At 41.4% G+C, this 23,790-nt stretch carries 19 protein-coding genes; 4 read left to right on the forward strand and 15 right to left on the reverse strand.

The genetic code is table 11. The annotated features are described in order from the left end of the window. Window positions 1–75 precede the first annotated feature (75 nt). The 12 genes from rpoS to ACAY00_RS09950 form a co-directional block, all read right to left on the reverse strand. Complete coding sequence (gene rpoS / locus ACAY00_RS09895; protein ID WP_371372956.1) at window positions 76–975, reverse strand: RNA polymerase sigma factor RpoS; 900 nt, start codon at window positions 973–975, stop codon at window positions 76–78. Window positions 976–1,047: 72 nt separating this feature from the next. Continuing rightward, on the reverse strand, window positions 1,048–1,899 hold the full coding sequence (locus tag ACAY00_RS09900; protein ID WP_371372958.1) for a peptidoglycan DD-metalloendopeptidase family protein: 852 nt from the start codon (window positions 1,897–1,899) through the stop codon (window positions 1,048–1,050). A gap of 19 nt (window positions 1,900–1,918) precedes the next feature. Next, window positions 1,919–2,497, reverse strand: a complete 579-nt coding sequence (locus tag ACAY00_RS09905) for a YqaA family protein (RefSeq protein WP_371372960.1) — start codon at window positions 2,495–2,497, stop codon at window positions 1,919–1,921. After that, the gene (locus ACAY00_RS09910; protein ID WP_371372962.1) at window positions 2,494–3,153 is read right to left on the reverse strand and encodes a protein-L-isoaspartate(D-aspartate) O-methyltransferase; all 660 of its coding nucleotides are present in this window, start codon (window positions 3,151–3,153) and stop codon (window positions 2,494–2,496) included. Before ACAY00_RS09910 ends, ACAY00_RS09905 begins: the two co-directional genes overlap by 4 nt. Further along, the gene (gene surE, locus ACAY00_RS09915) at window positions 3,150–3,902 is read right to left on the reverse strand and encodes a 5'/3'-nucleotidase SurE (protein WP_371372964.1); all 753 of its coding nucleotides are present in this window, start codon (window positions 3,900–3,902) and stop codon (window positions 3,150–3,152) included. The genes ACAY00_RS09910 and surE overlap by 4 nt, the downstream gene beginning before the upstream one ends. A gap of 12 nt (window positions 3,903–3,914) precedes the next feature. Continuing rightward, complete coding sequence (gene truD / locus ACAY00_RS09920; protein WP_371372966.1) at window positions 3,915–4,979, reverse strand: tRNA pseudouridine(13) synthase TruD; 1,065 nt, start codon at window positions 4,977–4,979, stop codon at window positions 3,915–3,917. 3 nt (window positions 4,980–4,982) lie between these two features. Further along, on the reverse strand, window positions 4,983–5,459 hold the full coding sequence (gene ispF, locus ACAY00_RS09925; protein ID WP_371372968.1) for a 2-C-methyl-D-erythritol 2,4-cyclodiphosphate synthase: 477 nt from the start codon (window positions 5,457–5,459) through the stop codon (window positions 4,983–4,985). Window positions 5,460–5,464: 5 nt separating this feature from the next. Then, the gene (gene ispD, locus ACAY00_RS09930; protein WP_371379678.1) at window positions 5,465–6,103 is read right to left on the reverse strand and encodes a 2-C-methyl-D-erythritol 4-phosphate cytidylyltransferase; all 639 of its coding nucleotides are present in this window, start codon (window positions 6,101–6,103) and stop codon (window positions 5,465–5,467) included. 68 nt (window positions 6,104–6,171) lie between these two features. Further along, a complete protein-coding gene (gene ftsB, locus ACAY00_RS09935) occupies window positions 6,172–6,450 on the reverse strand; it encodes a cell division protein FtsB (RefSeq protein ID WP_371372970.1) in 279 nt (92 codons plus the stop codon). Window positions 6,451–6,600: 150 nt separating this feature from the next. Then, window positions 6,601–7,236 (reverse strand): hypothetical protein, encoded by a 636-nt coding sequence (locus tag ACAY00_RS09940; protein ID WP_371372972.1) that lies wholly within the window; start codon window positions 7,234–7,236, stop codon window positions 6,601–6,603. A gap of 182 nt (window positions 7,237–7,418) precedes the next feature. Continuing rightward, complete coding sequence (gene eno, locus ACAY00_RS09945; protein WP_371372974.1) at window positions 7,419–8,717, reverse strand: phosphopyruvate hydratase; 1,299 nt, start codon at window positions 8,715–8,717, stop codon at window positions 7,419–7,421. A 362-nt stretch (window positions 8,718–9,079) separates the two neighbouring features. Further along, on the reverse strand, window positions 9,080–10,717 hold the full coding sequence (locus ACAY00_RS09950; protein ID WP_371372976.1) for a CTP synthase: 1,638 nt from the start codon (window positions 10,715–10,717) through the stop codon (window positions 9,080–9,082). Window positions 10,718–10,892: 175 nt separating this feature from the next. Between ACAY00_RS09950 and ACAY00_RS09955 the strand changes: the two genes are divergently transcribed. Next, window positions 10,893–11,327 (forward strand): secondary thiamine-phosphate synthase enzyme YjbQ, encoded by a 435-nt coding sequence (locus ACAY00_RS09955; RefSeq protein ID WP_371372979.1) that lies wholly within the window; start codon window positions 10,893–10,895, stop codon window positions 11,325–11,327. Between the two features lie 58 nt (window positions 11,328–11,385). Here ACAY00_RS09955 and mazG read toward each other — a convergent pair whose 3' ends face one another. Genes mazG through rlmD form a run of 3 tightly spaced genes read right to left on the reverse strand, consistent with a single transcriptional unit; the run spans window position 11,386 to window position 15,809 of the window. Then, window positions 11,386–12,195: a nucleoside triphosphate pyrophosphohydrolase gene (gene mazG, locus ACAY00_RS09960; protein ID WP_371372981.1), complete on the reverse strand. Its 810-nt coding sequence runs from the start codon at window positions 12,193–12,195 to the stop codon at window positions 11,386–11,388. Between the two features lie 59 nt (window positions 12,196–12,254). Then, complete coding sequence (gene relA / locus ACAY00_RS09965; RefSeq protein WP_371372983.1) at window positions 12,255–14,450, reverse strand: GTP diphosphokinase; 2,196 nt, start codon at window positions 14,448–14,450, stop codon at window positions 12,255–12,257. 42 nt (window positions 14,451–14,492) lie between these two features. Then, the gene (gene rlmD, locus ACAY00_RS09970) at window positions 14,493–15,809 is read right to left on the reverse strand and encodes a 23S rRNA (uracil(1939)-C(5))-methyltransferase RlmD (protein ID WP_371372985.1); all 1,317 of its coding nucleotides are present in this window, start codon (window positions 15,807–15,809) and stop codon (window positions 14,493–14,495) included. 151 nt (window positions 15,810–15,960) lie between these two features. Here rlmD and barA point away from each other — a divergent pair, with 151 nt between their 5' ends. The 3 genes from barA (at window position 15,961) to ACAY00_RS09985 (ending at window position 23,786) form a co-directional block, all read left to right on the forward strand. Beyond that, window positions 15,961–18,762 (forward strand): two-component sensor histidine kinase BarA, encoded by a 2,802-nt coding sequence (gene barA / locus ACAY00_RS09975; protein WP_371372987.1) that lies wholly within the window; start codon window positions 15,961–15,963, stop codon window positions 18,760–18,762. 500 nt (window positions 18,763–19,262) lie between these two features. Then, entirely contained in the window at window positions 19,263–21,896 is a 2,634-nt protein-coding gene (gene ppc / locus ACAY00_RS09980; RefSeq protein ID WP_371372989.1) for a phosphoenolpyruvate carboxylase, read from the forward strand. 207 nt (window positions 21,897–22,103) lie between these two features. Beyond that, window positions 22,104–23,786, forward strand: a complete 1,683-nt coding sequence (locus tag ACAY00_RS09985) for an RluA family pseudouridine synthase (RefSeq protein WP_371372991.1) — start codon at window positions 22,104–22,106, stop codon at window positions 23,784–23,786. The last annotated feature ends 4 nt before the right edge of the window (window positions 23,787–23,790 follow it).

Raw genomic sequence — 23,790 nt, forward strand, 5'->3', positions numbered from 1 at the left:
TCGCCCTTAAAAAAATTACAGCGACAAAAAAGGGATCGAGAGATCCCTTTAAAATGTTGGCTTTATTGCGCTGAATTAACTTTGAAATAAAGCTTCAATGGATAAATCATGCGAAGATAATATATCTCGTAATCGTTTAAGCGCTTCAACCTGAATTTGCCTAACCCGCTCACGGGTAAGACCGATTTCGGTACCAACATCTTCTAAAGTAGCAGGCTCATAGCCAAGCAGACCGAAGCGTCGTGCTAAAACTTCTCGCTGTTTTGAGTTCAGTTCATTGAGCCAGTGAACGATGTTTTGCTTAATGTCGGTGTTTTGTAAATCAGACTCTGGGCCTTTATTTTTTTCATCAGCAATAACATCTAACAACGCTTTTTCTGAGTCTCCAGCAAATGGTGTATCCACTGAAGTGATACGCTCATTTAATTTGAGCATTTTGCTCACATCAGCAACCGGTACATCCAATTTTTGCGCAATTTCTTCAGCCGTTGGTTCATGATCCAATTTTTGAATCAATTCGCGAGCGGCTCTTAAATACACATTAAGTTCTTTAACCACGTGAATAGGAAGACGGATGGTGCGGGTTTGGTTCATAATGGCACGCTCAATGGTTTGTCGAATCCACCAGGTTGCATAGGTGGAAAAACGAAAACCGCGTTCGGGGTCAAACTTCTCAACAGCCCTGATCAAGCCTAGATTGCCTTCTTCGATAAGATCAAGCAGAGGTAAGCCTCGGTTGTTGTAGCGCCTGGCAATTTTAACCACCAACCTCAAATTACTTTCAATCATCCGTCCTCGAGATGCTTCGCATCCGCGGAGGGCTTTGCGGGAGAAATAGACTTCTTCTTCTGCTGTTAACAACGGAGAAAAGCCTATTTCGCTTAAATACATTTGAGTTGCATCTAAATTAGATGAAGTTTCTTCCACAGTTGCCGCTTCTGCTACGGCTTCAGTTGCATCTTTTACTTTGCCCATTTAAGTCTCCCATTACTCACCTGGATATTATTTTGTACTCACTTAACGCCTCTTTTTTACTGCTTATTATTGTTATTTTTTCGGCAAATACCGTAATGGATTTACCGATTTACCCCTAAATCTAATTTCAAAGTGCAACATGGTTTTGTCAGAACCTGTGTTACCCATTTTGGCGATTACTTGGCCTCGTTTGACTTGCTGTTGCTCTTTTACCAACAATTGATCATTGTGGGCATAAGCACTCAGGTAGTCATCATTATGTTTTATTATTATTAGATTACCGTAGCCACGTAACGCATTACCGGCATAAACGATTAACCCTGCTGCAGCCGCCTTAACTGGTTGGCCATGTCGACCTGCAATGTTAATACCTTTATTACCGATAGCAGAAGATGAAAACTTTTTGATGATTTTGCCCTTGACAGGCCACCCCCAAGAATCCACTTTCTGCTTCAGTGATGGAACTTCAACATTGTCGAATTTTTCACCACTTGATTCACCATACTCCTGCAAAGTTTGATTTGCAACAACTTTCTCAGAGGTTGTTAACACTTTTTTCACAGTTTTGGTGTTGTTATTTGTTCGAACCTTTGATTTACCTGATTTTGCCGTTAATCGTAAAATTTGATCAGGGTAAATATTAAAAGGCGGTGAAAGATTATTCAGTTGCGCTAAGGTTTTAACGTCTTTACCTGAACGCCAAGCTATGGAGTATAAGGTTTCCCCTTTTTTCACCTTGTACGTTGATGAGTGAATACCCATAGTTGTTTTAGGTTTTTTATAGCTTGGTTTTGAGTTACTGCCTTCAAGTACAACAACAGGGGCTGGACGATGATTAGTACTACAACTAAAAAGCAGACAAAGTAAAGCCAATAGAAGGCCATTTCGAAGGGAGAGTTGTTTCTTGTCTGCTTTATAATACATTGTTTATACGTGTTTTTAGTTACCTAAATATAAAGTACAAGATAACCGCCAGTACAACAACAGCCCAACCAATGACATCAATACTGTCTCTTATTCTCGCTTCCATTTTTTCACCGCCCCAGCGAATTAAACCCGCGACAAGGAAAAAGCGCATACCACGACCGATAGCAGAAGCAATTAAAAATGGCACAAACATCATTTGTAAAAAACCAGCGCTTAGCGTAAACACCTTGTATGGGATTGGCGAAAAGCCGGCTAAGAACACAACCCAAACACCATATTTGTTAAACCAATCCATTGCCATTTCAAACTTTGGCATATAGCCTGATTCAATTAAAATTGGCTGGATCAGCGGTTCAAACATCAGATAACCTAGTAAATATCCAACCACACCGCCAATCACCGATGAAACGGTTGTAAGTGTCGCTAATCGCCATGCGCGAGCACGATCACTTAATACCATAGGGGCAAGCAATACATCAGGCGGGATTGGAAAAAATACCGATTCACAAAACGTTAAAAATGCTAATGCTGCTGGCGCAAACTTGTGTTCAGCCCAACGCATGGTCCAATCATATAAAGCAGAAAAAATTTTCATAATAAGTCCCCTGGAACCAAAGGCACGAATCGTACTGCTTCGATTTTCTCAGATTTAAAGTCATCACCTTGACGGGTAATAAGTTGTAATGTTTGGTGTTGCTCACCAACTGGAATGATTAATTTACCGCCATCCACTAACTGCTCTAATAGAGCCTTAGGGACAGCGCTGGCAGCTGCTGTTACAATAATTGCTTGGTATGGGCCTTTATTTGCCCACCCTTTCCAGCCATCACCATGTTTCATTGAGATATTATGTAAATCAATGCTTTGAAGACGACGTTTAGCTTGCCATTGCAACGACTTAATTCTTTCAACGGTATAAACTCGGTTAAATAATTGAGCCAAAATAGAAGTTTGATATCCCGATCCCGTTCCTATTTCCAACACATTGTCATTGCCTGCATGATCGCTCAGTAACAACTCAGTCATTTTAGCGACAATATAAGGTTGCGAAATTGTTTGCCCCTGCCCTATTGGTAACGCCGTATTATCGTAGGCTTTATGCGCCAGTATTTCAGGCACGAAAGCGTGTCGTGGGGTGTTGGCTATGGCTGACAACACTCGTGGATTTTTGATCCCTGCGGCAACTAACTGTTGCGCTAAAAGTTCTCCACTTCGTTGAGATTTACCGCTAATATTTTTTCCTAAAATCATAATCTCAATTCACTTATCCATTGATTTATTCTGTCCATACTTTTGTATGCCGTCATATCGACGGTTAACGGGGTGATTGACGCATACCCATTGGCGATGGCATGAAAATCGGTGCCTTCACCACAATCAAGTTCACTCCCTAAGGTACCATACCAGTATATTTCGCGCTGCCAAGGGTCGCGCATTTTTTGCATGGTTTCGGCTTTATGTCGGTTCCCCAAGCGCGTTACTTTTATCCCTTTAAGCTGCTCAATTGGCAGATCAGGTACATTAATATTAATAATTTGATCGCTAGGCAGAGGATGTAGTTTTAATCGTTTGATAAACTTTGCCACCACAATAGCGGCTGTTTGATAATGCTTTTCTTCATTACCAACTAACGAAACCGCAACCGCAGGTAAGCCCATATGCCGACCTTCGGTCGCTGCGGCGACGGTACCAGAATACAGGACATCATCACCAAGATTGGCGCCACGATTAATGCCTGCAACCACTAAATCTGGTTGGCCATTACATAACTGGCTAATGCCTAAATGGACACAATCTGTCGGTGTGCCATTGACACTGATATAGCCATTAGGCAAAGTTTCTGCGCGTAATGGGTTCATTAAGGTTAATGAGTTACTGGCACCACTGCAATTACGATCTGGGCCAATGACCACAGTATCGGCAAAGGTTGATAATTCATCGTTGAGAATTTTAATGCCTGGTGCATTCACCCCATCATCGTTACTAACTAAAATTTTCATTCTACTCGAACCTTAAGATTCTGTAATTTGCGACTGTTGCGAAAGATCCTGATAATCGATTAATTCGCGTAAAACCGTGGTGGCAAAACTGCCAGCTGGGAGAAAAAATTTAACACTCACGGTGCTGCCTTCATCGGTAATATCGGCATCGTCGATGGTTAATCGAATACTTCGTCGCTCTTGTTTTAACCCAAACTTGCCAAGCCCCGCTGTCAAAACCGGGTATTGTTGGGCTTGGGTAAGTTCTATTTCTTTTGCTCTTTCTGTGGTCATTAATTCACCACTTCCCCACATAGCTGCGGTTATGTTGAGGTCTCGCTGTTTTAGGCGTTCAATTATTTCAGCGCTGACTTTAGGTTCTAGAAAGACCGAGCGAGAGCCCGATAACATAAAAACATCACCATCTAAGGGCTGTAGAAAATGCCCCTGTTCAATGCGCTTTGCAACAATGGAGTTAAAGACTAATGAACGAGCGGCTGATAAATAAAAGCCACGCTTCTTTTTATCCTTAACCTTTTTGCCTTGCATCATCGTCGTTGCAGCTTCTAGATTTTGGCCATTGATCCCAAATCGTTGTTCACCAAAATAATTGGGAACACCAAACATTAAAATACTTTGCCAACGAGTTAGAACATCTTCAATATCGGTTACATTACGCAGGGTGATCTCAAAGTTATTACCCGATAATGCACCGTTTTTTAATTTTTTATTATGACGTTGATAGCTTAAGACCTCGACTCCATCGATGGCCAAATCAGATAAATCATAGTTGGCTTTACCAGGTAGGTGAACGCCAAAATATTGTTCAGTTACCGCGTGCCGGTCTTTTAACCCAGCGTATGACACTAACGCTTCTTTAACTTTAAAATAGCGCGCTAATTGTCTTGCTACATATAGGGTATTGGTTCCGGTTTTACGAATATGAATAAATAAGTGTTCACCTTCGCCTGTTAACGCAAAAGGCAGTTGCTCAAACACTTTAAAATCTTCAGGACGGGTTCTTAAGTCGCCGCAAGATTTCGGGGTACCAAGTAAGTAAGGTAACTGTGGTAGTGAGATTAATTGGTCTTCGCTCATTTTTTACCCCTTGGTTTGTAACAAGGTAACCGCATGCACTGAAATCCCTTCTTTACGGCCCTCAAAGCCCAGCTTTTCGGTGGTGGTCGCTTTCACATTAATATTATCCACTGCAGTGTTAAGATCCTGCGCTAAGATCTGACGCATCGACAGCAAATGAGGCGCCATCTTAGGGGCTTGAGCGACGATGGTTATATCAACATTTCCAATTTGATATCCCTTGTCTTCCATTAAGCCAACCACATGTCGCAGTAAAATCCTACTGTCGATGTTTTCAAACTCAGCATCGGTATCTGGAAAGTGGTTACCAATATCGCCTAAACACAGAGCACCTAATATCGCATCACATAAGGCGTGGATCGCAACATCACCATCAGAGTGAGCCAGAAAACCATGCTCATGTTCAATTTTTACACCCGCTAGAGTTATTGGCCCATCACCGGCAAACTTATGTACATCGAATCCATGTCCAATTCGCATCCGAACTATTGCTCCTGTTGCTGCTGTAAAATAAAAGTGGCCAAATTTAAATCTGATGGCCGGGTCACTTTAATATTATCTTCACGAGCGCTAACCACTTGCGAAGGTAATTTCATATACTCAAGAGCAGATGCTTCATCGGTAATCGCTACCCCTGCCGACTCAGCGCTGATTAGAGCATTTGTTAGCTCTGACAATTTAAACATTTGTGGCGTTTGTGCATGCCATAAATTGTTACGATCCTCTGTGCGCTCAATATTGCCATGACTGTCGGTACGTTTCATTGTATCGCGTACCGGGGTTGCTAATATCGCACCTTCATCGGTTTTATAACATCGTTCAATAAGGGCGGAAATATCGGCGTGTGTAACACACGGTCTGGCGGCGTCATGAACTAAAACCCAATATTCATCGGTTAAGGTTTTAAGCCCGTTTAATACCGAATCACTGCGCTCTTTGCCACCATCGACACGAACCACATCAGGATGTTCGGCTATTTTAAGTTCGTTGAAATATTGATCTTCAGATGAAACCGACACTACAACCTTGGCCACGTCAGGGTGTGACAGCAAACGTTCTAGGGTATATTCTAAAATGGTTTTATTAGCTATTTTTAAATATTGTTTTGGGCAGTCGCTGCCCATGCGTTTACCAACTCCCGCAGCGGGTACCACTACGGTCAGTTGTTTTGAAACGGCGTGTGTTTTCAATGTTAATTCTCTTTAGGCACAACGCGGATAAAGGTTTCACCCTCTTTAATCATACCAAGCTCATTTCGAGCTCTTTCTTCTATGGCCTGCATGCCATTTTTTAAGTCGTCGATATCTGCGTATATTAATTTATTGCGTTGTTGTAACTTTTCATTCTGAACTTGCTGTCTGGCCACATTTTCTTTGAGCGTTAAGTAATCAGACACGTTGTGTTTGCCAAACCAAATTCGGTGTTGTAACAGTAAGGCAAAGATGAATAAGATTATGGTAAACAAACGCATATGAAAAATGGCGACCAATATTTTTAGTTTTAATACTACACATTATAAGTCTCGCCTATAAAGTGTAAATAGAAATATCTTAATTTTGCTCGATTGAGCTGATAAATAGCCAATTACCGGGATTCGATGCGTATTATTTTAACCAAACCCTTAGGCTTTAGCTGGTAATGGCTTTTTTAAATTGGGCCAATTAATTTGACATGACAGTAATAATTCGCGCAGTGATAAAGGCGTAGGGTTGGTACGTTGTTCACCAAGCCATTGATGCCCACTGCATGCGGCAGCTAAGACTTTAAGGTTTGGTTTTAATAAACGAATATGTTTTTCTGCATGCGCAGGGCTTGAGTGATAATAAAACCAACCGCACTGATTGGTACGAAATTTTTCTTGCTCGAGTAGCACCCGGTCAACACAATCAAGAATAATGCGTTGCTTTTGTTGTTCTTGCAATAATACCGGCACAATCAAACCCAGAGACACGGGGTTTTTCTGATACCATGCTAAAACCTGCTCATCTGATTGCTCTTTTATTGGAATTGAACGCGCTTGTTTTACAGACCAACTGGCATTTTGTAAGTCTAATGCTAATGGGCCATTCACCTTCAACATAGATCCAGCGGTGCGTCGGATATAATGAGGTAAACTTTGCAATCGACTTTGAATGTGTTTTGTTGAGGAAAATTCGTTCTCAGCTAGAACCCCAAGCTCGCGTTCGTACATAGCATTACACAACTCTAAAAACTGAGTCGTCTGCAGCGATGTATCTGAAAGTAAGTCGTGGGCCATGCCAATCTTGCTCTGTTGGTTTTTATTATCTGCTATTGGTTTTGTGAGTGAGTTATTAAAGTTTGTTGTTTAGATTAAACGCTTAAATCGATGAAAAATCCCTCACCTTTTTTAGCTTAGCAAAAAAAAGCCACTCAAACGAGTGGCTTCTTATTTTCAAAATAAAATATCAATAATTAAAATTACTGACCTTTGATTTCGCTACGGCCATTGTAAACGGCTTTGTCACCTAAGAACTCTTCAATACGTAGTAATTGGTTGTACTTAGAAACACGGTCTGAACGACATAAAGAACCGGTTTTAATTTGGCCAGCCGCAGTACCTACCGCTAAGTCAGCGATGGTTGCATCTTCAGTTTCACCTGAACGGTGAGAGATTACAGCTGTGTAGCCTGCTTCTTTAGCCATACGGATTGCATTTAACGTTTCTGTTAAAGAACCAATTTGGTTAAATTTAATTAGGATAGAGTTAGCGATACCATTGTCGATACCACGCTTAAGGATCTTAGTGTTTGTTACGAATAAATCGTCACCAACGATTTGAACCTTATCACCTAAAAGTTTAGTTTGGTATGCGAAACCATCCCAATCTGACTCGTCTAAACCGTCTTCGATAGAAACGATTGGGTATTGCTTACATAATTCACCTAAGAAGTCCGAGAACTCGTTTGAAGTAAATTGCTTACCTTCACCTTTAAGGTCGTAGATGTTTTTGTCTGCATCGTAGAACTCAGAAGCTGCACAGTCCATCGCTAATGTGATGTCTTTGTCTAGTTCATAGCCAGCTGCAGCAACCGCTTCTTTAATAACCGCTAATGCATCAGCGTTTGATTCTAGGTTAGGAGCAAAACCACCTTCATCACCAACAGCGGTGTTCATACCTTTGGCTGATAATACTTTCTTAAGTGCGTGGAAAACTTCAGCACCCATACGTAATGCTTCTTTAAAGTTTGGAGCGCCTACAGGTTGGATCATGAACTCTTGGATATCAACGTTGTTATCCGCGTGCTCACCACCGTTAATGATATTCATCATTGGCACTGGTAAGCTGTAAACACCTGGGGTGCCGTTTAAATCAGCGATGTGCTCATATAACTCAACACCTTTTTCAGCAGCTGCAGCTTTTGCCACGGCTAAAGAAACCGCTAAGATTGCATTTGCGCCGAACTTTTCTTTGTTTTCAGTACCGTCAAGGTCGATCATGATTTGATCAATTTCAGCTTGATTAAATGCGTCTTTACCCATTAATGCTGGAGCAATGTGATCATTTACCGCAGCTACAGCTTTTAAAACACCTTTACCTAAGTAGCGAGCTTTATCGCCATCACGTAATTCTAGAGCTTCACGTGAACCTGTAGATGCACCTGAAGGAGCCGTTGCACGACCAAACGCACCAGATGCTAGACGTACATCAGCTTCAACCGTAGGGTTACCACGAGAATCCATGATTTCACGAGCAATTATTTTAACTATTTCAGACATTTCAACCTCAATTTTTAAATAAAATATAAATCTGCTTTAGTGACCATTCTTTACCCAACAGCCACCTCTAAATATTTTTGTTACCACTTTTTGTCGGATCTGATAACGCTTATCAATGTTTATCAGCTATACCTTTTGTTTTTAGTACGTCAACATCTAAACAAAATTCTGTGAAAGTATAGTTTAAATCCAAGAATTTAGGGGACAGACTGGTATTAACACCTAGTACTATTCCCTGAATCTAATACCTAATTATGGTATTAAAATACTAAATCAATATGACATATCTTGGTCATATGTGGCATTTTGAAATAATATTACTACAAAATACCACAAAAACACTGAGGCAAGTCAATAAATGTTTACTGATTTGACTCTTTTTGGTGTTCAAATGCCGCTGCAATGAAACTTTCGAACAAAGGATGACCATCTCGAGGAGTTGAATTAAATTCAGGATGAAATTGTCCGGCTACAAACCATGGGTGATTTGGTAGTTCGATAATTTCAACCAGTTTTTTATCCGCAGATAAGCCTGAGAAAACCAAACCTGCATCACTTAATTGTTGGCGGTAGTTATTGTTTACTTCATAACGGTGACGATGACGTTCGAAAATACTTTTCGCGCCATAAATTTCCGCCGCTTTAGTGCCTGCAATCAAGTGACACTGTTGTGAACCTAGACGCATGGTTCCGCCTAAGTCGGAATTACTGCTACGCAGTTCAACCTTACCGTCTTCATCTAACCATTCTTCAATCAAACCAACAACTGGGTGTTCCGTTTTTTCGTCGAACTCGGTTGAGTGCGCGTTTTCTAACTTAGCGACATTACGAGCAAACTCAATTAACGCCACTTGCATACCTAAACAAATACCAAAGTATGGGATGTTGTTTTCACGAGCGTATTTCGCGGTAAAGATTTTACCTTCTACACCACGCTCACCAAACCCACCAGGAACTAAGAATGCGTCAACACCTTCAAGTTCTTCTTCGCCTTTTGCTTCAACAGATTGCGAGTCGATGTATTTAATATTTACGGTTAATTGATTTTGTAAACCGGCGTGCTTTAAGGCTTCGTTTACCGATTTATAAGCATCAGGAAGCTCAATATATTTACCCACCATACCAATGGTCACTTCACCTTTTGGATTGGCTTCGCGATATAAAACTTGCTCCCACTCGTGAAGGTCGGCAACCGGTGCATCAATACCAAAACGCTTACAAACAATTTCATCAGTTCCTTGGGCCATAAGCATCGATGGAATTTTATAGATGCTGTCGACATCACGCATTGCAACCACGGCTCTTTCTTCGACATTACAAAATAGGGCGATTTTTGCGCGTTCAGTTGCCGGAATAGGCACTTCACTTCGACAGACAAGAATATCTGGGAAAATACCAATTGAGCGTAATTCTTTTACCGAGTGCTGAGTAGGTTTGGTTTTAATCTCACCCGATGCGGCTAAGTAAGGCACTAGGGTTAGGTGCATAAACATAGCGCGTTCACGACCTAGCTCAACACCTAACTGGCGAATTGCTTCTAAAAATGGCTGTGATTCGATATCACCCACCGTACCACCAACTTCAACCATCGCAACATCGTAGCCTTCGGCTCCTTCGATAACACGACGTTTAATGTCATTGGTAATATGTGGAATAACCTGAATAGTGGCACCTAAAAACTCACCTTTACGTTCGCGAGCAAGAATATCTTGATAAATACGACCAGTGGTAAAGTTGTTTTTCTTGGTCATTTTGGTACGAATAAAGCGTTCGTAGTGACCAAGATCTAGGTCTGTTTCGGCACCGTCTTCGGTAACAAAAACCTCACCGTGTTGAATTGGGCTCATTGTGCCCGGGTCAACGTTAATGTATGGATCCAACTTTAGCATGGTCACTTTTAAACCACGGGCTTCTAAAATCGCCGCCATGGATGCCGCAGCAATACCTTTACCTAGGGATGATACAACCCCACCCGTTACAAAAATATATCTTGTTGTCATTTGATGCCCAGAATTTAGGAATTAACAGAAAGTGTTTGCGCTATCACTACCGATAGCAAGATGGGACGTAATTTTAGCAAAATAACCGATTAACAACAATAAGGAATTGATTTAAACACAGGCTGTTTGCTATAAGACTATCTATAAAAAAGTAAACAAGGTTGCAAAACTGTTAATGTCTATTTTCAAACAATTTATTATTACCCTACCCCCACAAAAACGCGGTTTTGAATTAATCACAGAAAATATCGTGGCAAATGTGTTGGGAATCGAAAAAATTGATGTCGGTTTGCTGCATTTATTTCTTCAGCATACCTCGGCCTCTTTAACCATTAATGAAAATGCCGACCCGACGGTGCGTCATGATCTGGAGTCTCACTTTAATCATTTTGTGCCCGAAAATCAGCCTTACTATCAACACGATTATGAAGGTGAGGACGATATGCCTGCGCATATTAAATGCTCTACCTTAGGCTGCCAACTCACCATACCGATTAGCCAAGGTCGTTTAGCATTAGGCACGTGGCAGGGCATTTATTTGGCCGAGCATCGAAATCATGCCGGTTCAAGGAAAATCATTGCCACTTTAACCGGCATAAAAAAAGCCTAATGCTATTAATTTTTTTGGAAAAAACGACCCACAAATTCGTATTCTAAACGTTGGCTGATTAATCCGCGCTTTGCTGTTTTTTTGCTTGTTGCCACAGCTGCTCAAGAAATTCGAGTGATGAATTAGCGATTGAGACGTTATGCTCAAAATGGTAGTTTTCAATATAGTGAAAACGATGACTGAATTTGCGATTGGCTTGGCGCAGTAACTGTTCAGGATCTTGTTTTAAATGACGCGCAAGATTGACCACAGCAAATAATAAATCCCCAACCTCTTCGGCTAATGCATGCTGATTTTGCGGGCTTTGTTGTAATTCACTTTCGACTTCATCGACTTCTTCTTGCACTTTTGCTAACACATCTTCCACGTTGTCCCAATCAAATCCGACATGTGCACAGCGTTTTTGAATTTTTGCGGCTTGTGATAATGCCGGTAAAGATTTAGGAATATCCGCCAAAATACTGCGTTGTTGATTTTTTTCAAAGCGCTCTTTTGCCTTTTCATTTTCCCAGTTCGCTTTTATTTCAGCGTCAGTTTTAAACTCGCTGTCAGCAAATACATGCGGATGGCGGCGGATCAGTTTTTCACAAATGCCTGCAACCACGGAAGAAAAATCAAATAAGCGCTGCTCATCCCCTAAACGGGCGTAAAATACGACTTGAAATAACAAATCGCCCAACTCTTTCTCCAGCTCTTGGAAGTCTTTTTGCTCAATGGCTTCAGCCACTTCAAAGGCTTCTTCAAGGGTGTGGGGCACGATCGATTGAAAATCTTGTTTTAGATCCCACGGGCAGCCTTGTTCTGGATCGCGAAGCTTGCTCATTATCCAAATAAGTTTTTCAATACTCGCTGGTGCACCTAACATCATGATTGCTCTCTTCTAGCCCTAACGTCACTTTACAGAGTGTAAATACCCTATTCTTTGGCTTAATTACGATGGCGCTGAACCAAAATAACTTCGTCAATCTGACTGATTTTCTTGATTAAACGTTGCAACGCTTCATTACTGTGAACTTCTAAAACAAACTGCATAACATTTTGGCGTTGTTTTCTGTCGGTATAAGAAGACATGTCGATAACATTGGTTTTCTCGTTCGCAATAACCGTAGTGACATCTCGTAATAACCCTTGTCTTTCGGTTGAAATGACTTTAATGGCCACTTCATAATTATGCAGTTGGTTGTCTCCCCACTGTACATCAACTTGACGTTCAGGGGCTTGTTTTAATGAATTAAGTAATTGTTCACAATCACTGCGATGGACCGAGATCCCACGCCCTTGGGTGATATAACCTACGATAAAATCCCCTGGAACTGGTTGACAACATTTGGCCATGTGGGTCAATAAATTCCCCACGCCAGAAACCGTAATACCATTATCATCCGATTTGTTATGTTCCTTACTTTGGCGAATAACCAGTTTCGGGTCTATCTCGGCTTCAGGTTGATTTTTCTTTAGCTCAAATTGGATTTGATTAATCACTTGGATCACTTTCACATGACCACTGCCAATAGCGGTGTGCAGCTCGGTCAAATTTTGCACATGAAAGCGATTAAAGATCTGCTCCATATCAACCCCTTCTGAGTCAATTTTGGCTAATTCGGCATCGAGCATATCTTTACCCTGCTGCGCATGTTTGTCTTTGTCTTGTGACTTAAAAAAACTCATCACTTTAGAGCGCGCACGGGCGGTGTGAATGTAATCTAAATTTGGATTTGCCCAATCTCGGCTCGGGCTAGGTTGTTTGGTGGTCAGTATTTCAATCTGTTCACCGGTATGCAACTTATAGGTAAAGGGCACAATCCGACCATCCACTTTGGCGCCAATACAACGATGGCCGACATTGGTGTGAATGTAATAAGCAAAATCTAACGGGGTAGAGCCATTGGGTAAATCAATCACGTCACCATTTGGGGTAAACACATAAATTCTATCTTCAAAAACTTCATTGCGTAGCTCGTCAACTAATTCTTCTGAGCCCGAGACATCTTCTTGCCATTGTAGAAGTTTTCGTAACCAGTTTATCTTGTCATCAAAACGAACCGATTTACTATTGGCACTGCCTTCTTTGTAACGCCAATGAGCGGCTACCCCAAGCTCTGCATCATCGTGCATTTGTTGGGTTCGAATTTGAACTTCTACCGCTTTGCCTTCGGGTCCTAACACCACGGTATGAATTGATTGGTAGCCATTCGACTTAGGGGTGGCAACATAATCATCAAATTCACTCGGTAAATGTTTAAAGTTGGTATGTACAACCCCTAATGCACCATAACAGTCTTGTAATTGATCAACAATAATTCGCATCGCGCGTACATCGAATAACTGTTCAAAAGATAAATTCTTCTTTTCCATTTTTTTCCAAATGGAATAAATATGTTTTGGTCGCCCGTAAACCGTGCCCTTGATTCCCATTTGATCTAGTTTTGATTGGATAAAGCTAACAAAATCATGCATGTAACGCTCTCTGTCGAGGCGTTTCTCATCCAATAAATGAGCGATTTTTTTATAGGTGTTAGGGTGCAGGTAACGAAAAGAAATATCTTCAAGTTCCCATTTTAACTGGCCAATACCAAGCCTATTGGCTAACGGGGCATAAATGGTGGCGGTTTCTTTTGCGGTTAATACCCGCGTTTCTTCATCGACGTCTTTGACATAACGTAAATTGCATACTCGTTCGGCCAATTTAATCACCACGGCGCGAACATCTTCAACCATCGACAACAACATTTTACGTAAATTGTCGATTTGAGAGGTGGCAAACTTGGTCCCCGTTGGCTGTTGCAAGCTGCGAATGATGTCCATCTGCAACACACCATGAACCAACTTACAAATGTTAGGACTAAAATGTTCTTCAATGTACGCTGGTGACAACACCTGCTTTTCAACAAGCGGAAATAAAAGGGCCGCAGATAACGAATCTTTATCTAAATTAAGCCCTGCCAAAATTTCAACCATTTCCAAGGCTTTAGTCTGACACGACAAATGCTGTTTATAGACATCATCTAAATCATCCCAAATACTCTCCAGAGCCTGCCTTTTTGATTTAGTCAAATTAAGCTCTTTTAGCCAGCTTTCATAATTTTCAGCTGACATTTGATGAGATTTCCTGACAGATACCATAATACTTCCTAGCGCAATGATGTTAGTGATTTGTTCGTATGTTTAGCGACGAAATAAAGCCATAGTTTCGACATGGCGAGTATGAACAAACATGTCCATAAGCGCTATTTTGTCTAAACTAAAACCACTTTCCAACAACTGTTTTGCATCTCGACTCATTGTTGCTGGGTCACAAGAAACATAGAGTATCGTTTTTATCTTACTGTCGGCAATATTTTTTACGGCATTTAATGCGCCAGCTCGTGCAGGATCGAGTAAAACCTTGGAAAACGTATCATCAAACCAAGGCCAGCTAGGCGTATCAGCATTAAGGTCTGCTTGAAAAAATTCAGTATTATTTAGACCGTTTGCTTTAGCATTTGCACTCGCTCTAGCGACCATCGCATCAACCCCTTCAACACCAACAACCCGAGCAACTCGCCGCGCTATTGGTAAACTAAAATTGCCTAACCCACAAAATAAATCGAGGACCGAATCATCAGAGCTTAATTCTAACCACGCGATGGCTTGACTCACCATTTGTTCATTTAATGAGGCATTAACTTGGACAAAATCACTGCTGCTAAATTGCAAACGTAAACCGTCAATTTGGTAGCTCAACAGTTGTTGACTAATATCGGGGAAACCAAACATCCCTTGTGAGTCTATACACAGATCAAACGATTTGTTGTCACCATAAGCTTCTATTTTGGCTAAATCCGCTTGCGACAAAGGCTTTACAACCCGCAAGATCATTTTAGGTTTATCGGCGTGAATAACTTCAACATGTGAGATTGGGCGATGGGTTGATAATTGATTAATCAAGGTCGCCAATGCACTAAACTGATGTTCAAATTCTGGGGTTAAAATAGGACACGATTTGATACTGGTTAAATGGGCGGTGTTTTTTTGTCTAAAACCAACAATAGCCTGATTCAATTTATTGTATTGCACGCCTATACGCGCTTTACGTCGATAGTGCCATGGACTTGAATTGAGTTGGGGTTGCCAAGGTAACGCGGTTATCTGAGCATTGCGGGCAAATAATTCCTCAACTTTTTGTTGTTTAAACGCTCGTTGTTTGGCGATTGACATATGTTGCAGATCGCAACCACCACATTGAAAATAATGACGACACTCGGGGCTAACCCGATCCTCACTTGGGGTAATGACTTCGCTCGTTTTGGCCCGTAAAAATTTTGACTTCTGTTCAATGATTTTTGCCTTAACCGTTTCGTTAGGTAAAGCACCGGCAACGAAAACCGGCTTTTGCTGCCAGCGACCGACACCGTCCCCATTGATATCCAATCTTTGTATATCTATAGTAAGTATTTGATTAAGGCTGTTGTTTTTTGCTTTGGGCTTAAATATTTTGGCCATTTTTACTAACTCAAAAAATAATGGGTAAACGTCTTTGATCTGACGTAATTTCAAGTACAATGAGACTTGGCGCTAACAAGACACTAAAAAGAATATCGCTCAGGTGTCTGCGAACTACCTAACGCATAATAACACGAAATTAGGTTTACCTATGAACAAAGTCACCTTACGAGAATGGATACTTTTTTTAACTCTGTTTCCCACCACGGCTGTGGGGTTAACCTTAGCGGTTTTCTTCTCATTAGCTCGCCTTGAAGATTTAGAAAACGACATTCAAAATCGCACTCGCATCATTGCAGCCTCCATTGCACAAAATACGGGTCCGGCGGTTGATAATAATAACTTTGTTGGCATCACGCGTTTGGCTAACTTACTGCATCGTGATAATTCTGATTTTGTTGACTCGATTATGGTCTTTGACCCTCGTAACAAAGTCTTGGTTAATACCTCAGAACGTTTTAGTGCCAGCCGCTATCAACTGCCGGTTTCAGAAATAAGAACGCAAGGGCAAGAGCTTATTCCGGCCGAAAATGGCTTTAAGATGATTTATCCAATCGAAATTCAAGTTCCGCCACGAGCCAACTTACCGGCTTTTGAACGCTTCTATGGGTATGTATTAATTTTAATTAACAAAGAGCAAATGCGGGTCAATCAACAAAACATGGTGTTTTTGTCTTTGATCATGGTCATGGTGGCAATGATCATCTGTTCTTTATTTGCCAAACGGATGATCAATTTATTATCAAACCCAATAGCACAAATGAACGACACGGTATTAAAAATTCGCGAGGGGATACTCTCGGCTCGGGTGGAAAAAGAGTTTGAGGGCGAAATAGAAGTACTTCGAGTTGGCCTCAACAATATGGCGCAAGCCATTGAAGACTATCAATTAGATTTAGAAGAAAATATTGATCAAGCAACCTTAGATCTTCGAGAAAGCTTAGAAAGGTTTGAAGCACAAAACGTAGAATTAGACCTATCACGACGCAAAGCTCAAGAAGCCAGTCGGGTTAAATCTGAGTTTCTTGCTAATATGTCGCACGAGCTTAGAACCCCATTAAATGGGGTGATTGGTTTTACCAAGCAAATTCTCAAAACCCCTCTCACCGACAATCAGCGAGAATTTTTACAAACCATCGAAGGCTCGGCCAACAGCTTGTTGACCATTATTAATGATATTCTCGACTTTTCGAAGCTCGATTCAGGGCGGATGGTTATCGAAAGCATCCCATTTAACCTGCGAGCGACCATTGATGAAGTGGTGATTTTACTCGCGCAACAGGCCCACCAAAAAAACTTACAATTTTCGGTTAGGGTTGATCATCGGATCCCTAACTCCCTAATTGGTGATGCCATGCGAATTAAGCAAGTCATCATTAATCTTTTAGGCAATGCCATTAAGTTTACCGATAAAGGGTCTATTTGCATGGATTTTGACTTTGAACGGGTGGAAGAGTCAAAAATAAAAATTTCATGTTCGGTTATCGACACCGGTATCGGGATCAGTGAACGCAGCCAAGAAACGTTATTTGAAGCATTTGGCCAAGCCGACAAAAGCATTACCCGTTTGTACGGTGGCACTGGGCTTGGGTTAATTATTGCCAAGCGTTTGGCCAATGAGATGCAAGGCGATGTTGGTTTTACTTCACAACCAAATCGAGGTTCTACGTTTTGGTTTAGCTTTATTTGTGAAGAAAATCAGTTACCAATTGACAATATTCCAGAACCTGAAGACTTAGCTGGTCACTCTATTTTATATTATGAGCCTCACGCCCATGCTCGCACTGCGACCAATGAGTTACTTCGCCACTGGCGAATGCAAGTTAAAACCGTCAATTCATTATCCGAACTCGACCAACAACATGATTTAGAAAGTTTTGATATCGCTTTGCTGGGGATGGAAGTCACCGCCACCAATATTGATGACATTAAAAACGAAATAAAGCGCCTTAGTCAGCACATCCCACAAGTGCACATTGCTATAAACAATAATTCCTTGAGTTTAAAGGAAACTTTTTTAGCGGCAGGTGCTGCATCTTGCATCAGTAAACCGTTAACCGAAAGCAATCTGGCACGCAATTTATCAATGAATAAACATTTGTTTCGTGAAGGCGTAGCCAAAGAAGAACCGAGCAAAAAGTTACCGATAAAAGTGTTAGCCGTAGATGATAATGACGCCAACTTAAAGCTTATCCATACCCTCCTTAGCGAACACGTTGAAAAAGTGGTGACCGCGGCGAATGGCAAAGATGCTCTGCACTTATGTATAAAAGAAACTTTTGCGCTAATTTTTATGGATATCCAAATGCCAATTATGGATGGGATCAGCTCCATGGAAGCCATACGAGATAATACTTTAAACAGTGAAACCGATATTATTGCGGTAACCGCACATGCGATGCCGGGCGAAAAAGAAAAACTGCTCGAACGCGGTTTTCAAGGCTATATGACCAAACCTATTGATGAGACTTTGCTAACCCATTTATTGTACGAACACTGTGGTATAGAGCAAATCAGCAGTCGCGATGATATAAAGTATGATAGCTTCAATCAATTCACGAGCAAAAGCGTTAAAAATGGCGTTTTTGACTGGCCACTGGCGTTAAAACGCTCTGGTAACCGCCCCAATTTAGCGGCTGAAATGTTGGTGATGTTGGTGGATTCTTTACCCGAAATGAAAGAGTCTATTATACACAGTGTGAAGCAAAACGATTTACCTAGTGTCAGTAATACCATTCATAAGCTACACGGTGCTTGTTGTTATAACGGGGTGCCAAAACTTGAAAAAATCTGTCAACAGCTTGAAAGCCAAATCAAATTAGATAAACAATTGCATGAGCTTGAACCTGAACTGTTTGAATTATTTGATGAAATCGATAAAGTACTAGAAAAATCGCAAGCGTATTTCAAAGAACTGCATATTGACAGTTTAATCAACAAAAATCCTGACTAACATCGCTAAATGGCTAAAGGCGGGCTCAGATCCCCCTAAAGATAAACAGCAAGACCAGACAGGTTTAAAAATAATGGCAATGCTGTGGTTACCGATGCCAACGTTAACCACAGCATCAGCCTGAAATATGCTGTATTTACGCCCTTATTCTTTGCTAATAAATACTCTGTTTTTCTAGTATTTATCAGCTGACTATCTGCTTCGCTAATACAACTTGTCATTAAAGCTTATCTAATTTTATAAGCCCCAAGCATCTGAGACAAAATATTAAGCTTGACATATTGACGTCAGATTAATCTAGTGATCTCTTGGGCTCGCTTGCGCTTAAACACCCCTCGCTTGTAACTTCAATGTTGATAATTTATTGACTTAATGTAGGATAAACATTCAAACAAGTCTCTTATTTATGCAAAACTATCTATGGTGAATAGATAAAATTCACCTCGAATCACCCTGAGGCTTGTGACAACACTCATTGCCAAATATTTTAAAGGATGCTCATGTCAGATAAATATGCTTCACTCAAACGGAACGTCAGTTTTCTGGGCACAATTTTGGGAAATACCATTGAAAATCATTTAGGCGAGCCGTTCCTAGATAAGATTGAAACGATTCGCATACTCTCAAAGTCCGCCATTAGTGGAGATGAAAAGAGTCATGATGAATTGGTTGATATACTGCAACATTTAAGTGACGATGAACTCTTACCGGTTGCTAAGGCGTTTAACCAATTTTTAGCCATGGCCAATATTGCCGAGCAATATCACACCATTGATACCGAAGGTAGCAAGCAAGTTGAACGCCCAGATCCAATTGAAAATGTCTTAACCAGATTAAAAAACAAAGGCTACAGTGCAGAGGAAGTAGCAACGACCTTAACCAATCAAAAAATTGAGCTGGTATTAACCGCCCACCCGACTGAAGTTAGCCGCCGCACCCTAATATACAAATACATGGAAATGGCCGAAAACTTAAAAATTCTGTCAACAGATACCAATGAAGGCAACCGAGCAAAAGCCGAAAATCGAATAGAACAACTGGTCGCTCAAGCATGGCACACAAATGAAATTCGCCATCAAAGACCTACCCCGGTAGATGAAGCACAGTGGGGGTTTGACGTGGTCGAATCATCTTTATGGCAAGCCATTCCAGATTACTTACGTCGAATTAACTTTCATTTAGACAAGCATTTCGGGGTTAAACTAAATCATCGAGTCGCATGCCCTATTACATTTGCCTCATGGATGGGCGGTGATCGAGATGGCAACCCATTTGTAACCTCAAAGGTCACCCAAGAAGTCTTAATGTTAGCACGCTGTAAAGCGCTTGAGCTGTATATGAAAGACTTAAATGTGCTGATGACCGAACTGTCAATGAATGAATGCTCAGAAGCACTTCGCTTAAAAGCGGGGAACAGCAAAGCACCTTATCGAACGGTGCTCAATGACTTATACAAGGCAATGGCGCAAGAAAAGAAACGAGTGAAAAAAGGGTTACAGGAAGACTATATTCCAGAGCAACGACGCCGATTAAGCCTAACGCAAGTACGTGATACCTTACAACTGTGCTATGACTCTTTATTAGAGTGTCAAATGCAGTCCATTGCCGACGGCCCCCTCTTAGATACCTTGCGACGAATTGAATGTTTTGGTCTAAACCTTCTTCGACTCGACATTCGTCAAGACAGTGAGCGACATCTGCAGGTCTTTGCTGAATTAACTCGTTATTTAGGTTTAGGCGATTATGCCAGTTGGGAAGAAAGCGATAAACAAGCCTTCTTGTTAAAAGAGCTTACCAGCAAACGTCCGCTGTTACCGCTGGATTGGAAGCCCAGTGCCGATGTACAAGAGGTCCTTGATACTTGTCATGCCATTGCTCGACAAGATAAAGAATGCTTAGGTACGTATGTTATCTCAATGGCCAGTAACCCATCGGATGTTTTGGCGGTTCAATTATTACTAAAAGCCTGTGGGGTTACATTCCCGATGCGGGTAGCGCCATTATTTGAAACTTTAGATGATTTAAATAACGCTGAACGCTGCATCGAAGCGCTCTTATCGTTAGACTGGTATCGAGGCTTTATTCAAGGTGAACAAGAGGTAATGATTGGCTACTCTGATTCAGCCAAAGATGCCGGTAACTTGGCCGCGTCTTGGGCTCAATATCGAGCCCAAGAAGCCTTATTAAAGGTCGCTCAAAAGGCCAATGTGAAACTGGTCTTATTTCATGGCCGAGGTGGTACCGCTGGTCGTGGCGGTGGTCCAATCATCAAGTCAATATTATCACAACCACCAGGCACTTTAGACGATGGCATGCGGGTGACCGAGCAAGGTGAAATGATCCGTTTTAAGTTTGGACTCCCTGCGGTTGCCGTTAGAACCTTGATGCTCTATAGCGCTGCCGTTTTAGAAGCGCAATTATTACCACCGCCAAAACCCAAAGAGCAATGGCGCGAATTAATGGCCCAGCTGTCGGATGATTCGTGCACCGCTTATCGCTCCATCGTGCGAGAAGAGCCCGATTTTGTTGAGTATTTTCGTAGTGCCACCCCCGAAGTCGAACTTGGTATGTTGCCACTTGGGAGTCGCCCTGCCAAGCGAAAACCAAGCGGTGGTATTGAGAGCCTTCGTGCCATTCCATGGATTTTTGCCTGGGCCCAAAACCGTTTAGTGGTGCCTTCTTGGCTCGGCGCTGGGGCGGCACTTAAAAAGGCCATTGAGCAAGATAAAACAAAGATCATCGATCAAATGTTTAAGAGCTGGCCTTTCTTTCGTGCCAAACTTAACATGCTAGAAATGGTCTATTTAAAGTCCAGTCCTGTGGTTTCAGAGCAATATGAAAAAACCCTTGCCCCTTCACATTTATGGCATTTAGGGGAAAAGCTTAGAAGCCAATTAGACAGCGATATTAAGACGGTGTTGCAATTAACCCATGATACCAACTTATTACAACGAGAGCCTTGGGTTGCGGAATCAATCAACCTAAGAAACCAATATATGGAGCCCTTACATGTCTTGCAGGCGGAGTTGTTACGCCGAGCGAGAAAGCATCAAGAGAATGCGCCTGATAACGTTTTACAAGCTCTGATGGTAACCATTGCGGGGATTGCTGCGGGTATGCGTAATACGGGTTAAGTAAGCGAGCATTAATATTGAGTTAACCTAACGACGTGCAACCAATGATGACATTTTGACACTATTTCACAAACTTTAGCTACTGTTACCAGCAGTTAAAATCTTGTATGATGTCTTACTCGTGTCATTATTGGTTGTACTGATAATGTAATTGCCGCCATTAGCTCAGCCTTATATGTAGGTTAAAGCCAACATCAAATTGCCCTTATGTCGTTAAGTCCTGATTGTTTTACCCTGTTAAAAGATATCCCTAGTCAGATAACCAAACCGGAAAAATTTACCTTTCCTTTTTGTTATCAACCCCACCCCTTAGCTGAACTTGCTGTAGAGCAGTTACAACAGCATTTATTAAAGCAAACCAAATGGACCCATAACTTTGGCTTAGATTCAGCCAAGAATGCAGACGGTGGTAAAATGTTTGGTGTTTTAGTGGTTGAAGATAAACACGGGAGATTGGGCTTTTTATCCGCGTTTTCTGGCAAACTAGCAGATAGCAACTTGTTACCAGGCTTTGTACCACCCGTTTTTGACTTGTTTACGTTAGATGGTTTTTTCACCCAAGAATCGGCTCGCATTAACCGCATCAATGATGAAATTGACCTATTAGAGCAAAGCGAAAGCTTGCGCAATGCTTATGCTCAGTGGGATTTGGTTGAGCAAGAATATCAACAACATTTACAATGTCTGCAACAACAAATGAGCATCAATAAGCAACAGCGTAAGCAGCAACGCCAGCAACAAAAAGACCGTTTATCTGGGGCTGATTATAACGACTTTCTGGATAAACTAAGCCAGCAAAGCATTTCAGAAAAGTTGGCATTACGAGATTTAAAACTGCATTGGCAGACCCAATTAGACCAAGCGAAAGGATGTGTTGAACAATTAAATGATGAGATTGAGCAATTAAAAAAGTTACGTAAAAAGCTTTCAGCTAAATTACAGAAAAAAGCCTTTTCGTATTTTCGCTTTTTAAATATTCAAGGCCAAGAAAAAGACTTAAATGCTATTTTTACCGATCCTAAAACCCCCGTTCCACCAGCAGGAGCAGGTGAATGTGCAGCGCCTAAGTTATTGCAGTACGCTTTTATCCATGGTTTACAACCTGTGGTGATGGCAGAGTTTTGGTGGGGCTGTTCGCCAAAATCGCAAATCCGCCAACACAAAAAATATTATGCCTCGTGTAGCACCAAATGTGAGCCTATTTTGGCTCATATGTTAGAAGGCATTGCTATGGATGAGAACCCTTTATTGCAAAATCCTGGTGCCGGTAAACATTTAACTATGGTGTATCAAGATGAACACATCGTGGTGGTGAATAAACCAGAAGGTCTATTATCGGTACCTGGTAAAAATATCAACGACTCAGTCTATACTCGGATCCGTGAGAAATTTCCCTGCGCCGATGGCCCATTAATCGTTCATCGCCTTGATATGTCAACCTCGGGCTTAATGGTATTGGCCTTGAGTTCACGGGCCAATAAAGATTTGCAACAACAATTTGTTACTCGAACAGTGCAAAAACGCTATATCGCCCTACTAAATGGGCTTATACAACAAGATGAAGGCTTTATCGATTTACCTTTGCGTCAAGATATCGAAGATAGACCAAGACAATGCGTGTGTTATGAATACGGCAAATCAGCCCAAACTCGTTATAAAGTGATTGCCAGAGATAACAACCAAACTCGGATACATTTATACCCTAAAACGGGACGTACTCATCAGCTACGAATGCATTGTGCTCATGTGCAAGGTTTAAATACGGCCATTGTGGGTGACGATTTATATGGCATAAAAACCAATCGATTACACTTACATGCCGAGTCTATTGTATTCAGTCATCCGGTAACCAAAAAAGAAATGAGTTTTACCGTGAAAGCAAACTTTTAATCGG

Origin of the sequence: Thalassotalea sp. 273M-4 (assembly GCF_041410465.1) — a bacterium.
In the GTDB taxonomy this organism is placed as follows: domain Bacteria; phylum Pseudomonadota; class Gammaproteobacteria; order Enterobacterales; family Alteromonadaceae; genus Thalassotalea_A; species Thalassotalea_A aquiviva.

Excerpts from the sequence above, each read along its gene's own strand:
- rpoS (WP_371372956.1), bottom strand. The coding sequence starts at position 975 with ATGGGCAAAGTAAAAGATGCAACTGAAGCCGTAGCAGAAGCGGCAACT.
- ACAY00_RS09900 (WP_371372958.1), bottom strand. The coding sequence starts at position 1,899 with ATGTATTATAAAGCAGACAAGAAACAACTCTCCCTTCGAAATGGCCTT.
- ACAY00_RS09905 (WP_371372960.1), bottom strand. The coding sequence starts at position 2,497 with ATGAAAATTTTTTCTGCTTTATATGATTGGACCATGCGTTGGGCTGAA.
- ACAY00_RS09910 (WP_371372962.1), bottom strand. The coding sequence starts at position 3,153 with ATGATTTTAGGAAAAAATATTAGCGGTAAATCTCAACGAAGTGGAGAA.
- surE (WP_371372964.1), bottom strand. The coding sequence starts at position 3,902 with ATGAAAATTTTAGTTAGTAACGATGATGGGGTGAATGCACCAGGCATT.
- truD (WP_371372966.1), bottom strand. The coding sequence starts at position 4,979 with ATGAGCGAAGACCAATTAATCTCACTACCACAGTTACCTTACTTACTT.
- ispF (WP_371372968.1), bottom strand. The coding sequence starts at position 5,459 with ATGCGAATTGGACATGGATTCGATGTACATAAGTTTGCCGGTGATGGG.
- ispD (WP_371379678.1), bottom strand. The coding sequence starts at position 6,103 with ATGGGCAGCGACTGCCCAAAACAATATTTAAAAATAGCTAATAAAACC.
- ftsB (WP_371372970.1), bottom strand. The coding sequence starts at position 6,450 with ATGCGTTTGTTTACCATAATCTTATTCATCTTTGCCTTACTGTTACAA.
- ACAY00_RS09940 (WP_371372972.1), bottom strand. The coding sequence starts at position 7,236 with ATGGCCCACGACTTACTTTCAGATACATCGCTGCAGACGACTCAGTTT.
- eno (WP_371372974.1), bottom strand. The coding sequence starts at position 8,717 with ATGTCTGAAATAGTTAAAATAATTGCTCGTGAAATCATGGATTCTCGT.
- ACAY00_RS09950 (WP_371372976.1), bottom strand. The coding sequence starts at position 10,717 with ATGACAACAAGATATATTTTTGTAACGGGTGGGGTTGTATCATCCCTA.
- ACAY00_RS09955 (WP_371372979.1), top strand. The coding sequence starts at position 10,893 with ATGTCTATTTTCAAACAATTTATTATTACCCTACCCCCACAAAAACGC.
- mazG (WP_371372981.1), bottom strand. The coding sequence starts at position 12,195 with ATGATGTTAGGTGCACCAGCGAGTATTGAAAAACTTATTTGGATAATG.
- relA (WP_371372983.1), bottom strand. The coding sequence starts at position 14,450 with ATGGTATCTGTCAGGAAATCTCATCAAATGTCAGCTGAAAATTATGAA.
- rlmD (WP_371372985.1), bottom strand. The coding sequence starts at position 15,809 with ATGGCCAAAATATTTAAGCCCAAAGCAAAAAACAACAGCCTTAATCAA.
- barA (WP_371372987.1), top strand. The coding sequence starts at position 15,961 with ATGAACAAAGTCACCTTACGAGAATGGATACTTTTTTTAACTCTGTTT.
- ppc (WP_371372989.1), top strand. The coding sequence starts at position 19,263 with ATGTCAGATAAATATGCTTCACTCAAACGGAACGTCAGTTTTCTGGGC.
- ACAY00_RS09985 (WP_371372991.1), top strand. The coding sequence starts at position 22,104 with ATGTCGTTAAGTCCTGATTGTTTTACCCTGTTAAAAGATATCCCTAGT.